The 14,341-nt window shown below is 62.7% G+C and carries 11 protein-coding genes; 3 read left to right on the plus strand and 8 right to left on the minus strand.

Annotated features, from left to right (window positions below; genetic code table 11):
- The first annotated feature begins 210 nt into the window (after window positions 1-210).
- Complete coding sequence (locus tag QD172_RS16675; RefSeq protein WP_279856320.1) at window positions 211-750, plus strand: hypothetical protein; 540 nt, start codon at window positions 211-213, stop codon at window positions 748-750.
- Between the two features lie 48 nt (window positions 751-798).
- The gene (locus tag QD172_RS16680; protein WP_279856321.1) at window positions 799-3,210 is read left to right on the plus strand and encodes an ATP-binding protein; all 2,412 of its coding nucleotides are present in this window, start codon (window positions 799-801) and stop codon (window positions 3,208-3,210) included.
- Window positions 3,211-3,451: 241 nt separating this feature from the next.
- Here the strand turns inward: QD172_RS16680 and QD172_RS16685 are convergent, their stop codons facing one another.
- On the minus strand, window positions 3,452-4,639 hold the full coding sequence (locus QD172_RS16685) for an EAL domain-containing response regulator (protein WP_279856322.1): 1,188 nt from the start codon (window positions 4,637-4,639) through the stop codon (window positions 3,452-3,454).
- Between the two features lie 284 nt (window positions 4,640-4,923).
- Window positions 4,924-5,763, minus strand: coding sequence for a M48 family metallopeptidase (locus QD172_RS16690; RefSeq protein ID WP_170877501.1), 840 nt, complete (start codon window positions 5,761-5,763; stop codon window positions 4,924-4,926).
- A 239-nt stretch (window positions 5,764-6,002) separates the two neighbouring features.
- Between QD172_RS16690 and QD172_RS16695 the strand changes: the two genes are divergently transcribed.
- Window positions 6,003-6,866, plus strand: coding sequence for an ATP-binding protein (locus QD172_RS16695; protein ID WP_077380076.1), 864 nt, complete (start codon window positions 6,003-6,005; stop codon window positions 6,864-6,866).
- Window positions 6,867-7,008: 142 nt separating this feature from the next.
- On the opposite strand, the gene der is transcribed toward QD172_RS16695, so the two are convergent.
- From der to QD172_RS16725, 6 genes are all read right to left on the minus strand, one after another.
- The gene (der, locus tag QD172_RS16700; RefSeq protein WP_077380074.1) at window positions 7,009-8,433 is read right to left on the minus strand and encodes a ribosome biogenesis GTPase Der; all 1,425 of its coding nucleotides are present in this window, start codon (window positions 8,431-8,433) and stop codon (window positions 7,009-7,011) included.
- 399 nt (window positions 8,434-8,832) lie between these two features.
- Window positions 8,833-9,993 (minus strand): outer membrane protein assembly factor BamB, encoded by a 1,161-nt coding sequence (gene bamB / locus QD172_RS16705; RefSeq protein WP_077380072.1) that lies wholly within the window; start codon window positions 9,991-9,993, stop codon window positions 8,833-8,835.
- Entirely contained in the window at window positions 9,990-10,646 is a 657-nt protein-coding gene (locus tag QD172_RS16710) for a tetratricopeptide repeat protein (RefSeq protein ID WP_084207900.1), read from the minus strand. The genes bamB and QD172_RS16710 overlap by 4 nt, the downstream gene beginning before the upstream one ends.
- 87 nt (window positions 10,647-10,733) lie before the next feature.
- Window positions 10,734-12,017 (minus strand): histidine--tRNA ligase, encoded by a 1,284-nt coding sequence (gene hisS, locus QD172_RS16715; RefSeq protein ID WP_255303288.1) that lies wholly within the window; start codon window positions 12,015-12,017, stop codon window positions 10,734-10,736.
- Window positions 12,018-12,130: 113 nt separating this feature from the next.
- Entirely contained in the window at window positions 12,131-13,246 is a 1,116-nt protein-coding gene (gene ispG / locus QD172_RS16720) for a flavodoxin-dependent (E)-4-hydroxy-3-methylbut-2-enyl-diphosphate synthase (protein WP_077380065.1), read from the minus strand.
- Window positions 13,247-13,257: 11 nt separating this feature from the next.
- Window positions 13,258-14,262, minus strand: coding sequence for a RodZ domain-containing protein (locus tag QD172_RS16725; protein WP_279856323.1), 1,005 nt, complete (start codon window positions 14,260-14,262; stop codon window positions 13,258-13,260).
- Window positions 14,263-14,341: the final 79 nt, after the last annotated feature.

Genomic DNA, 14,341 nt, shown 5'->3' on the forward strand with positions numbered 1-14,341 from the left:
GTATGACCAGCAGTCTACGCGCCCCTTGCGTGAGACCGCGTCACAATGGTTCACGTTTGGCCCGACGATGGCGGCTTATACTCGTTCCCAGCTGCTCTCTTGCTGTCGTGCACCTCTGCTCATGGTGGCTCGTGATTGGCGATGATGCCTCGCGACGGTGAAACACTGGCCGTGATCAATGGCTACCCATGATCCACAGGAGTCTCCCTCATGCCTCTTCTCGAACTCTCACGCCGCTTCATTCTGGCGTCATGTCGCATGCGCCACTGGCTCCTGCTGATGGCGTTGTCGCTCTCACCCTTCGCCATGGCGCTGGAAGCACCGCAAGGGCCGGTCGTGCTGCGCGTCACGGGTGATATCCGTCACGTCAATGCCGGTGATGAGGCACATTTCGATCGCGCGATGTTACAAGCGCTGCCACAGCGGGAAACCGTGACCACCACGCCATGGCATGACGGTGAAGTCAGCTTCAGCGGACCGCTCGGTTCGGCGCTGATGGAGGCGGTGGGCGTTGACAGTGGCACCATGCGCATCGTCGCGCTCAATGACTACGCGGCCAATGCCCCGGTGCAGGATTACTTCGACTACCCGGTGATACTGGCCATGCAGGCCGAGGGCAAGCGTCTTCGGATACGCGACAATGGCCCGATCTTCATCATCTATCCCTTCAGCGAGCAGCCGGATCTCCTCAACGAGGAAATCATGACTCGCTCTGTCTGGCAGGTGAAGCGGATCGTCATCGAACGCTGAGCCCACATTCTCCGCTCCGTCTGATGAGCTCTGGCAGGATGCCTGTGCATGAATCCTCTTCGTTCTCTGCATTTCAGAACCGCCATCGCCATTGCCGCGACGCTGTTTTTCGTCTCGGCACTGGTGACTGGCGTGCTGGTCTACCAACGCCAGCAGGCCCTTGAGCACAAGCTGCGCGAGAATCTGATCTGGGCGGTCTATCAGTTCGACAGGGAGGTACGCGAGCTGCGCATGGTGGTGGCCGAGGAGCAGCAGTCTCCCACGCCACCGGAACTGATGGATGACAGTGAGCTGCTGTTGCGTCTGGACATCCTGTACAGCCGGGTACAGCTGCTGCAGAACGGTCAACTCGGCAGCATGCTGGCGGGGATGCCGGAACTGCATGTCCAGCTGCTGGCGATGCTGCCCAGAATCGAGGTGCTGGACAACGGCATCATGGAGCTTGCGAGTCGTCAGCAGCGTGAAGAGGCACTCTACGCGCAGCTGCTCAGTCGCCTGGTCTCTCTTCAGGAGCAGACAGGCAAGCTGCTGCTGGATATCAACGCGGAGGCTGCCTTGCAGCGCACGAAGGAGCGTACGGAGCTTCTCAATCTGTATGCACTCGCGCTGTCACTGGTCCTGCTGATGACCCTCAGCGGCACTGTCCTGGTGGTCGCTCTGATCGTCGAGAGTCGCGGGCGGGCCTCCAAGACCCGCAAGCTGGAGGAGCGTACTCAGGAGCTGGATGGCATGGTGCAGCTGGCGCAGGCCGCCAGTCGTGCCAAGTCGGAATTCATGGCGATCATGAGTCATGAAATACGCACGCCTCTCAACGGCATGGTCGGCGTATCGGACCTCATCGGTGAGGAAGTCTCGACCCAGCGTGGGCAGCAATATCTGGTGATGCTGCGTCAGAGTGCCGAGAGTCTGCAGGCCGTCATCAATGACGTGCTGGATTACTCCAAGATCGAGGCCGGCAAGCTGGAGCTGGACCGGCGCTGCTTCTCGCTGCCCGACTTTCTCGAGTCATTGTCCGCGCATTACACCCGTCAGGCAGACGGTGCCGGCAAGGGGTGCTCGCGCATCTTCCTGGAGGAGCGTGCCGATGACCTGCCTGTCTGGGTCGAGGGAGACGTCAATCGTCTGCGCCAGGTGCTGACCAACCTGCTCAACAACGCGTTCAAGTTCTGTCCCCAGGGGACCATCCGGTTGCGGGTGTCGTCGCAAGAGGACGAGACCCTTCATTTCGAGGTCCACGACAGCGGTTGCGGTATCGCCTCTGACCAGGTGAGTCAGCTGTTTGCCCCCTTCACCCAGGTGGATACCTCGATGGCACGTCGCCATGAAGGGACCGGGCTGGGGTTGGCCATCTGCAAGCGGCTGGTGGAGGCAATGGGTGGAGAGATCGGCGTGGAGAGTCATCTTGGCCTCGGCAGTCGATTCTGGTGTCGCGTGCCGTTGCCGGTGCTGACAGCCTCCGAGGCCTGCCCCCAGCAGACGGCGAGGGAAGCCCCCTTGCCCGAGGCCCGCGTTCTGGTGGTGGAAGACAACGAGGTCAATCAGTCGCTGGCTCGCGCAATGCTGGAATATCTGGGGCAGCAGGTCACGATCGTCGAGGAGGGGGAGCAGGCGCTGGCCTGGCTGTCGCAGGCGGACCATGAGGTTGATCTGATCTTCATGGACATGCAGATGCCAGTGCTGGATGGTCTGGAGACGACACGACGCTGGCGTCAACGGGAAGCCGAGACGTCCGCGACCCGCCTGCCGATCATCGCGATGACTGCCAACGTGATGCAGGAAGATGCACGCCGTTGCATCGAGGCCGGAATGGACGGTGTCCTGCACAAGCCCTTCACTCGTGATGACCTGCAGCAGGTGCTGCACCAATATCTGACGTCCCGCCAGCGGGAGATCCCCGTGGACGCTGGCGTGGGCTCTGGCGTGGAGTCTGACGCGGAATCTGGCACGGAAGTTCTCGCCATGGCGAGCCTGGCGGAGGAGCCCTCCGCCAGTGGCGTCAACGTGCCGTTGGCGGATGAGCAAGCGGCGCCGCTCGGTACGGAGCCGTCATCTGACGAGACACATGCTGGCGCTGATCCGGCCTCTGATCAGTGTGACCTGCAGGGCAACCCGTCATCGCTGCTTCAGCAGGCGACCTGTCAGGAGCTGCTTGCCACCCTGAGTCGCGAGGCTTACTCACGACTGTTGAGCAATTACCTGACGCGCCTCGAGGGGCGACTCGACGTGATGTTGACCCTGCTACAGCAGAGGGATCTCGGGGAGCTCAAGCGGGAAGCGCATTCCCTGAAAGGGGCCTCTGCTTCGTTGGGATGCAGCGGTATCGCCAGCGGTGCCAGGGCGTTGGAGGAGGCCGCGATCTCCGAAGACATGACCCGGGCCCATCATCATGTCGCCACGCTGCGCGCCTTGAGTGTGCCGACGCGCGACAGTCTTCTCGAGCAGGGATATCTGCTCTCCTGAAGGGCTTTTTCTCCTGAAGTGCCTTTTGCAGGTGTCCTCATGTGAGGGCGATAGGCGAGCGAAGGGAAGTGAAGCGGAAGAGAAAAGAGTGCAGGAAGTGCAGGGAGTGCAGGAAGTGCAGGGCTCGCAAGACAGAAACGCCACCCATGGTGACATGAGTGGCGTTTCTGTCTTGAAGGAGCATTCGCTTGCTCGAGTCGGCTTTCTTGATCCGGGCATGCGTTGATGGGAAGCCTGTCTGTCAGTGAAAGGAAGGCGCATGGCGCTGGATGAGGGCGCTGACGGCAGTGGGTGGGCAGTGGCTCCAGGCATTGAAGTCGGTGACTGTCATGGGCCGCGCGAAGAGATAGCCCTGGCCGAGATTGCAGCGAGTATCGCAGAGGTAGTCGCGTTGCTGTGTCGTCTCGATGCCTTCCCCGACGACAGCGAGATTGAGTCGCTGGCCAAGCTCGACGATGGTGCGCGTGATGGCACGGGCTTCCGGGTGGCTATCGCTGCGTCCGACGAAGCACTGGTCGATCTTCAGCTCGTCAAAGGGCAGATTGTAGAGCTGCATCATCGAGGAGAAGCCGGTACCGAAGTCATCCAGTGCCAGGCGATAACCGCGCTCGCGAATGGCGTTCAGGAGATGGCGGGCGTAGGTCAGACAGTCGATACCGCAACTTTCCGTGAGCTCCAGGGTGATCGTATGGGGGTCGACCTGATGCTGGCTGGCAAGTGCATCAAGCTTCTTCAGCATGTCGCGCGAGCGAAGTAGTTGTGGGGAAAGATTGAGCGCCAGATTCAGCGTGAGGCCCTGTGATTGCCACTCCTGCTGCTGACCGAATCCCTGATTGATGACCTGCCAGGTAAGCGATTCGATGCGATTGCTGCGCTCCGCCAGGGCGATGAACTGGTTGGGCATGACCATGCCGCGCAGAGGGTGCTGCCAACGCACGAGGGCCTCGGCACCACTCAGCTGGCCACTGGCAAGATCGATCTTGGGTTGATAGACGAGATGCAGCTGCTGCTGGGCCAGGGCCTCATCCAGCTCCGCGAGCGTCAGCGGATTATGGTGTTCATCGAGATCATTGAGCATGGACGCCAGATGCTTGAGATCGAACGGCTTGCTGAGCTGTCCCAGCATGTCCAGGCCACTGCGTCGGCCCTGATTGATCATCGCCTGCATGTCGTCATCGTGACAGGCGCTCATCAGAATGATGCCCGCCTCGACATTGCGCTCACGCAGATAGCTGAGAACATCAGCACCGGTGAAGTCCCCCAGTTCATAATCCACCAGGATGAGGTCTGCCTGCAGAGAGGAAGGGTCACAGGCGATGTCCTGCAGTCCCTCACTTTCCATGCAGCTGAATCCGAAGGTGGAAAGCAGTCCGGCGATCAGCTCACGAAAGTCCGGATCATCGTCGATAATGAGTGCATGTCGCGTCATGTGATACATCCTTGGCTGGGGGCGAGAGGACGCTCACGGTGACATTTCTCGGGGGGTAGGTGAGCGCATGTCTGAAGACTAGCAACGTCGCCACTCACAACGCGTATATCGACACATTTGGCGCCACCTTTTTACATTCATGCGCCTGGTGGAGTCGTCCGGATTCAGAGTGGCGCACGGCGGTGAGACGTCGGGACACGAGATCGATGAATGCGCGGCAGAGATGCCAGAGGCGCCCGACAGGCGCCTCTGGAAGACGGGGACGTTCTCCTGCGTAAGCCGGCTCAGCGCAGCCTGTCGCAGTTGGGCTTCTCGCCGGCGGCCCGTGCCTGTTGGTAGGTCGGCAATGCGGTCTCGAGGCGCTCGTTGAGCGCGGTCATGCGCTGCTCGTCACTGGGGTGAGTGGACATCCAGACCGGGGGCTGAGCGCCACCGGAGGCGTTCATGTTGGCCCACAGCTTGATGCTGGCACGTGGGTCAAAGCCGGCTTCGGCCATCAGGTCCAGCCCCAGCAGGTCGGCCTCGGACTCATGTGAACGCGAGAACGGCTTGAGCACGCCATATTCCGCGCCCATGCCCAGCAATCCCATGAGCTGGTCACCGCCGGTGCCTTCCAGTCCGGCCAGTGCCTGGGTCAGGGAAAGACCTGCGGACGTCAGGGATTGGGTCGAGACGCGCTCATTGGCATGGCGGGCCAGCACGTGGGCGATCTCATGGCCGATGACGGTCGCCAGCTGATCCTGATTCTCGGCGACTTCCAGCAGACCGGTGTTGACGCCGATGTAGCCGCCCGGCAGTGCGAAGGCATTGGCAGAGTCATCCTCGAATACCTTGACCTGCCACTCGCTGATGCCATAGCTGGCGGGCACCTTGGCGGTCACGGCATCTGCCACGCAGCTGACATAGGCATCCTGGCGGCCTTCCACCACCGGCAGCTCCTGTTGGTACTTGCTGAAGCTGGCTTCTCCCATCTTCTCCAGCTCCTGATCCGAATAGAGCGTCAATTGGCTTCGGCCCAGAGGAGAACTGGCGCAGGCACTCAAGGTGACGGACGCCGCAAGAGCCGCCAGCGGGAGCAGACGGCGCAGGGCGCGGGGAGATGAGTGATCGAGCAATCCTGGCATTGAGGCCTCCTGGCAATGGTGACGATGACAACCTTCGAGTGCACGGCAAGGCGGTGCTGAACGTGCAAGAAACGTGCAGACAGCATAACCGGATAGGCGCAGTGGTGCAGTCAGCGAAATGATACGTTGCTGAGATCACAGCAACGTCAGGCCAGACGGGCTCGCCGGGCATGAGATACTGGGCGCGATCTCATGGGCCTGCCACGGCCCTTGCCCCATGTACCTGACAGGGAGTCATCATGTCACCAGAGTTTGAACACCGCCTCTCGCAGTTGCTGGACCGTCTGGAGCCGATGCTGCCGCCGACGGCTGTCGAGGTGGACTGGACACGAGACGTCGCCGCCTTGTGGACCCGCCACCCCCTGGGCGGCCGCCTGACCCCGATCGCGCCGCGTGATGCCCTGACGCTCGAGGATCTGCTCGGCATCGCCCGTCAGAAGCGCGAGCTGCTGGCCAATACCCGCGCCTTCCTGGCGGGTCGGCCGGCCAACCACGCGCTGCTGTGGGGCGCGCGTGGCACCGGCAAGTCATCGCTGGTACGTGCGCTGCTCAACACCCTGGGCAGTGAAGGCCTGCGGTTGATCCAGATAGACCGTCACGACCTGCCGGCGCTGCCGGGGCTGGTCGCCGAGCTGGCACAACAGCCGCACCGCTTCATCGTCTATTGTGATGACCTGTCCTTCGAGGGTAGCGATGACGCCTACAAGGCGCTCAAGAGCGTGTTGGATGGCACCCTGACGGGCCCGCCGGAGAACGTGCTGCTGTACGCCACGTCCAACCGTCGTCATCTGCTGCCGGAGCACATGAGCGACAATCACGACACCCATATCGTCGATGGCGAGCTGCATCATGGCGATGCGGTGGAAGAGAAGATCTCGCTGTCGGACCGCTTCGGCCTATGGCTGGCCTTCCATCCCTTCAATCAGGATGCCTACCTGGAGACCTGTCAGCACTGGGTGGAATGGCGTCTCGGCGCGGGCAGCTTCGACGAGGCGGCGCGTGCCGAGGCGTTGCGTTACGCCACTCAGCGCGGGGTGCGCAGCGGGCGTGCTGCCTGGCAGTTCGCCAACCTGTGGGCGGGACAGAAGACGCTGGAAGCCTGATGCCATCATGTGACCGGGGTGTGCAGCACCGGCCACTGGCCTGAGGCAATGCGCCCAGACGAAGACGCCGCCCCTGCAGTCATCTGCGGGGGCGGCGTCGTTCAGGTGCGGAACCTGTTCAGAGCATGCGCGGCGGCTGTGATCAGCGGCGTTGCTTGCGTTCCTTGCGGGCTTCCTTGGTGCGCGCCAGTGAACGCTCTTTCGCGCGCTCGCGGTCATCGCTGCCCTGGGCACCGTCGAAGGGGTTGTCGCCTGAGCGGAACTCAAAGCGCATCGGCGTGCCCTTGACCTTGAGCACCTTGCGGAAGGTGTTGGTCAGATAGCGCTTGTAGGCTTCCGGCAGCTTGTTGGTCTGGTTGCCGTGCACCACGATCAGCGGCGGATTGGCGCCGCCCTGGTGCGCCATGCGCAGCTTGATGCGACGGCCGTTGACCATCGGCGGCTGGTGCGCCTGAGTGGCATCCTGCAGCAGGGTGGTCAGGCGCTTGGTCGACCAGCGGGCCACGGCACTCTCGAAGGCGCGGTCGATGGACGGGTAGAGGTCACCCACCGCCGTACCGTGCAGTGCGGAGATGAAGTGCAGGTCGGCGTAGTCGGCAAAGCCCAGACGACGCTTGATCTCGGAACGCATCTTCTCCTTGGCTTCGCTTTCCAGGCCATCCCACTTGTTGACCACCAGCACCAGAGCGCGACCGCTGGTCAGCACGAAGTCCAGCAGGTGGAGATCCTGCTCGACCAGTCCCTGACGGGCATCGAGCACCATCACGGCGACGTTGCACTTCTTGATCGCTTCCAGGGTCTTGATGATGGAGAACTTCTCCACCACTTCGCGCACGTTCTTGCGGCGACGGATCCCGGCGGTATCGACCAGCAGATACGGCTTGCCACGACGCTCGAAGGGAATCTCCACGGCGTCGGTGGTGGTGCCGGCCTGGTCAAAGACGACCACGCGCTCCTCGCCCAGCAGGCGGTTGACCAGCGTCGACTTGCCGACGTTCGGGCGACCGATGATGCCGATGCGCACGCCGCGGTCATCCAGCTCCGGATGCAGGTCCTCGTCTTCGCCTTCCTCGACTTCCGGGTAGGGCGAGAGTACCTCTTCCAGCAGCGTGGTGACGTTGCGACCATGCTCGGCGGCGATGGCGCGCGGGTCACCCAGACCCAGGGTCCAGAAGTCGGACTTGCCGATTTCCTCGTCCATGCCGTCGGTCTTGTTGACCACCAGCCAGGTCTTCTTCTGGTTGATGCGCAGGTGGTTGGCGATGGCTTCATCGGCCATGTTCAGGCCGGCGCGCGCGTCGACCATGAACAGCACGATGTCGGCCTCATCGATGGCGGCCAGCGACTGGCCCGCCATCATCAGGTCGATACCTTCCTCGTCACCGCTGATGCCGCCGGTGTCGATGACGGTGTAGGGCTTGCCACCGACCTTGCCGGTGCCGTACTTGCGGTCACGGGTCAGGCCCGGGAAGTCGGCGACCAGGGCATCACGGGTCTTGGTGAGGCGATTGAATAGCGTCGACTTGCCGACATTCGGGCGGCCGACCAGGGCGATCACGGGGTTCATGAAATCTCACAGCATTCGCAGGGATAGCATCGATGCCGGCCCCGGGCGGTCTGCTTCGAACCATGACGGCTGGAAAGCACCTTGTGCAGGCAGGGCGATAGCGATGATATCGGACTTGGGTCACTGAAGGGCGTCGTCGGCAGGCGCCTGACGAGGCGTGTCTCCAGTATGGCCCGCAGAGTGGGCCTTGGCACTCTCTGCGGAAATGATCTCGTGGCTGAGTTCAGCGAATCTGCCGACACCTTGGCGCGTCAGCCGACTCGTGTGGTCAGCGGGGGCGGTATTCTAGCACTGCGAGCATGACGCTACCAATGGCGTAGACGGCATTGCGTGCCCACAACGCATCAACGGCAGCACTGGGGCTGCCGTTGATGCGTTGCAGAGGCTTCCCGACCGGACTCAGGGAGCTTCGAGATCCAGTGCGGTCAGCTCGCCATCATTGGTGTAGACGAAGATGCGCTTGCCTTCGGTGAGCGGCGTGATGCTGATGCCGTCGCCACCGACGTCGTAGCGGCCAGCCATTTCCCCACTCTGGGCATCGATCAGGTGCACGTAGCCTTCATAATCTCCCACCACCAGCTTGCCATCGATGAAGGCGGGTGAGGTCAGCCAGCGACCCTCGAGGTCTTCCGATTTCCACAGCACGTTGCCGGTGTTGGCATCCATCGCCAGGATGTGGCTGGCGTTGTCGATGCTGAACAGGTAGTCACCCACGACGATCGGTGTCAGGTAGCTGGAGGAAGGCTTGTCCCACAGCGGCTCGCCATTGCGAGCATCCAGCGCGATCAGGCGGCCGTTGTAGCTGGTGACGTACAGGCGACCGTCACGGGTCAGCACCGGCTGGCCATCCAGATCCACCAGCTGATCCACTTCGGTACGCCCGGAGGGCACCGCGACCCGCAGGTCCCACAGCTCCTGACCCGAGCGGTTGTCCAGGGTCACGAGCTTGCCATTGGCGAAGCCGGCAAAGGTGACCGGCTGGATGACGCGCGGTGCGCCGGTGCCGCGCAGCGTCAACGCGGGGATGGTCGCGGAATAGACCCACTGTTCCTCGCCGGTGAAGCGATCCAGTGCGGTCACGCTGCCATCGACGCTCTGCACCACGATCAGCTCCTCGTTGTACTGAGGTGCGGCCAGCACTTCGCTGGAGACTCGCGTGCTCCATTCGATGCTGCCGTCCTGCTGGTCAATGGCGCTGACCTTGCCATCGCGGGTACCGACATACAGACGAGACGGGTCGGCATTCAGTGCACTGGTGATGCCGGCCGGCAGGGTGATCTGCCAGACCTCGTCGCCGGTCTTGGCATCGAAGGCTTCCAGCTCACCCTCTTCTGCCGCCACGAACAGCCGGTCATTGGCCACGATGGGGGCCAACGGGTAGTGAGCGCGACCCAGGCCGTTGCCGACCGATTCGCTCCAGGCGGAATCCAGCGCCACCGTGGCATCGAAGTCGACGAGTTCCTTGGGGGCATACTCTGGCTGGGCACTGCTGGCGCAACCGGCCAACAGGCTGACGGTCAGCAGCGACACAGGCAGCGACAGGCGGTGATTCAGTTTCATGACGGGCTCTCCACGGCGAGGTCGGCGAGTTTCAGATCCAGCCCGTAGACCGGCTGGCCGCTCTGCTCGGACAGGCGGCTGGCTTCTTGATAGGCCGCGACGGCTTCATCACGCTTGCCTTGTGCCACCAGTGCATCCCCGCGCACGGCGGCGGCCTGTGCCGCGAGGGTCGTGGGCGGGTTCTCCAGCAGGCTCAAGGCCTTGTCCTGCTCGCCGAGCTCCACATGGAGTCGGGCCAGACGCAGGCTGGCCAGCCCCTTGAGATAGCTGTCGGCGTCGCTGTCCACCACGCTCTGCAGTGCCTTGGCGGCAGCGTCGAGGTCATCGGCCTTCACCGACATGCTGGCATCCAGCAGATGGGCCATCTGGGTATAGAGACTGTCGGCGTGCTCGCTTTCCAGCTCACTGATCAGGTTGCGTGCCCGCTGGACACCCGCATCTTCCAGCGTGGGCTGACTGACGAGGCTGATCAGCTGTTGATAGCGCATGGAGGCTGCCTCGGACTGACTGGCCTCGTAATTCTGCCAGGCCTTGAAGGCAAAGATGCCAGCACCGGCCAGCACGACACCGGCGATCAGTGACTTGCCGTTCTCGCTCCACCAGCGCTTGATGGCCTCAAGCTGTTCTTCTTCGCTTCTGAGCTCTTCCGCCACGGGCGGTCTCCTTGACCTGGCCGGTACGCCGGCACATACATTCGGGAGGCGGGGCGCACTGGCCCCGCCGGATATTCACTGGCCGTCTCAGGCGCTGAAGACACTCGCGAGACGCTCGCCGAGGGCGCGCTGATTCAGGGTTTCCTGATCACGCTCCTCGCGCAGGAACTTGAGTCCCACGGTCCCTTCGATGACTTCATTCTCACCGAGAATCAATGCCACGCGTGCGCCGCTCTTGTCGGCCTTCTTCATCTGGCTCTTGAAGCTGCCGCCGCCGCAATGCAGCACGAGGCGCAGGTCGGGCAGGGCGCTGCGCAGATCTTCGGCCAGACGCATGGATTCGGCTTCGGCCTGCTCACCCATCGACATCAGATAGACATCGACGGTCTCACGCACGGCCTCCGGGACCAGTTCCAGTGTCTCGAGCAGTAGGATCAGGCGCTCGACACCCATGGCGAAGCCGACCGCCGGTACCGGCTTGCCGCCCAGCTGTTCGAACAGGCTGTCATAGCGGCCACCGGCACACACGGTGCCCTGGCTGCCCAGTGCGGTGGTGGTCCACTCGAACACGCTGCGCGAATAGTAATCCAGGCCACGTACCAGGCGCGGATTGATGACGTACTGGATGCCCGCCGCATCGAGACGTGCCTTGAGGCCCTCGAAGTGCACGCGGGAGGCTTCATCCAGGTGATCGCCGAGACGCGGCGCGGCATCGACGACGGCGGCCATGTCCGGGTTCTTGGTATCGAGAATGCGCAGCGGATTGCTGTGCAGGCGACGCTTGGCGTCCTCGTCAAGCACATCCAGATGCTGCTCGAAGTATTCGATCAGCAGGTCACGATAGGCAGCACGTGCTTCCAGGCTGCCCAGTGAGTTCAGTTCGAGCGTGACGTGCTCCAGCAGGCCCAGCTGACGCCACAGGCGTGCCGAGATCAGGATCATCTCGGCATCGATGTCCGGGCCATCCATGCCGTAGGCTTCGACACCCACCTGATGGAACTGACGATAACGGCCTTTCTGCGGGCGCTCGTGGCGGAACATGGGGCCGGCATACCACAGGCGCTGGATCTGGTTGTGGACTAGACCGTTCTCCATCGCCATGCGCACGCAGCTGGCCGTGCCTTCCGGACGCAGGGTCAGGCTGTCGCCGTTGCGATCCTCGAAGGTGTACATCTCCTTCTCGACGATGTCGGTCACCTCGCCGATGGAGCGCTTGAACAGCGCCGTCTGCTCGACGATGGGCGTGCGAATCTCGCGATAGCCGTACTGGCCCATCAGGGTCTGCACCTGGTGTTCGAAGTATTGCCATACCGGTGACTGGTCCGGCAGCAGGTCGTTCATGCCACGGATGGCCTGGATCTTGGTGCTCAACGTTCTCTCCTGAATCCTTGCGCATCTCCCCGCGGCAGCGGCATGCAACAGCATGACGTCAGGCGGGGAGACGAAGGCGCATCGTGATGATGCGCAAGCCGACTGAGACGTGCTCAGCCCTGGCGGATGATGGTATCGGCCTCACGGGCCTCTTTTTCGGCGACCTTGTCTCGAATCAGACGTTCCAGGTCATCGACGAGCGTGTCGTTGGTCAGCTTGCTGGCCGGCTTGCCGTCCAGATAGACCAGATTCGCCGGGCTGCCGCCGGTCAGACCGACATCGGTCTCCTTGGCTTCACCGGGGCCGTTGACGACACAGCCGATCACCGAGACGTTCAGCGGTGTCAGCACGTCCTCGAGGCGATTCTCCAGCTCGTTCATGGTCTTGATGACGTCGAAGTTCTGACGTGAGCAGCTGGGGCAGGCAATGAAGTTGATGCCCTTGGCACGCAGCTTGAGACTCTTGAGCATGTCGAAGCCGACCTTGATCTCCTCGACCGGGTCCGCGGCCAGCGAGACACGGATGGTGTCGCCGATGCCGTCCATCAGCAGCATACCGAGGCCGATGGAGGATTTCACGGTACCGGAACGCAGACCGCCGGCTTCGGTGATCCCCAGGTGCAGCGGCTGTTCGATGCGCGTTGCCAGATCACGATAGGCGGCGACGGCCATGAAGATGTCGCTGGCCTTGACGCTGACCTTGTATTCCTGGAAATCGAGGCGATCGAGGTGATCGATGTGGCGCATGGCGGATTCGACCAGCGCGGCCGGCGTCGGTTCGCCGTATTTCTTCTGGAGGTCCTTTTCCAGGGAGCCTGCGTTGACGCCGATGCGGATCGGGATACCGTTGTCACGTGCGGCGCTGACCACGGCACGCACACGGTCTTCACGGCCGATGTTGCCCGGGTTGATGCGCAGGCAATCCACGCCGAGCTCGGCGACGCGCAGGGCGATCTTGTAGTCGAAGTGGATATCGGCCACCAGCGGGATGTTGCTCTGCTGCTTGATGCGACCGAAGGCTTCAGCGGCATCCATGTCCGGCACGCTGACACGCACGATATCGGCACCGGCATCCTCGAGGCGCTTGATCTGCGCGACGGTGGCGGCGACATCGTTGGTGTCGGTATTGGTCATGCTCTGCACGGAAATCGGTGCATCGCCGCCGACGGCGACGTTGCCGACATGAATCTTGCGCGAGACGCGGCGCTTGATGGGGGAGTGACTATGCATGGGATTCCGGATCATTCACCGAGTGTGAGTTTGGCGACGGTGCCGCGTGTGGCGCTTTTCAGATCAACCGGCTCGTTCATGTATTCAAGGACGACGCCCGCGGATTTGCCGATGGTGAGCTTGAACGGCGGCTTGCCTTCCACAGTCTCGCTGCTACCTGCCGGGAAGGTGCCCCAGAGCAGCTTCTTGCCATCTGCATCGCGGATGCCGGTCCAGGAATCATTGTTGAAGGTCAGTGTCAGCTTGCGCGGGTCAGCGGCAGGGGCGGTAGCTTCCTGTACCGCTTGCGGTTCTGTCGTGTCCTCTGCGCCGGCAGCCACGGTGTCGCTTGCGGCGTCCGCCGCGAGGCTGGCATTCGCCGGCGTGGTGCCGGTTTCGCTGACGTCGCCGCCTGTCGTGGCCGGAGTCGCGCCGGGTGTCGTCGCGACGGATTCGCCGGTGCTGGCCTCCCCGGCATCGTCAGCGGCAGGCGCTGCTGCCGTCTGGGAGAGGGTCAGCTCGATCGAGCCATCGGCATTGACGACCGGTGAGCCATCGTCGGTCGCGCCTTCGCTGAGGGGAGCGGCGTCGGACGTCTCTGACGGTGAAGTGCGTCCATAGTCTCCACTCTGCCACCAGACGTAGCTGAGGCCGATCAGTCCGGCGATGACCAGCAGGCTGACGAGTCGAAACAGGTACTTGCCCAGCTTGCCGGGCGGGCGCACCGAGGGGCTCATCGCAGGAGGATGGCGCTCCACCTCGGTGGTGCCGAACTGGGCATTGTACTGGCCGACGACCGCTTTCTCATCCATGCCCAGCAAGCGGGCATAGGCGCGCAGGTAACCGCGGCGGTAGGCCGCGATGGGGATCTGGTCGTAGTGGTCGCGTTCCAGGTCATCGACCAGACTGGGGCGCAGGTTGAGCTGTGTTGCCACTTCATCACGTGACAGCCCCTGATGCTCCCGCTCAGCCTTGAGAAGCTTGCCAGGCAGTGTGTCGCTGACGGACATGTCAGGGGAGGGCTGATGTTCGCTCATGGCGCATCCTTGTAGGGAAGAACGGACGACCGGATACCTGTCCGGGCACTCTTCCGGTATTGCTGTGAACAGTTACTGT

This window comes from Cobetia sp. 10Alg 146, from assembly GCF_029846385.1.
GTDB lineage: Bacteria > Pseudomonadota > Gammaproteobacteria > Pseudomonadales > Halomonadaceae > Cobetia > Cobetia marina.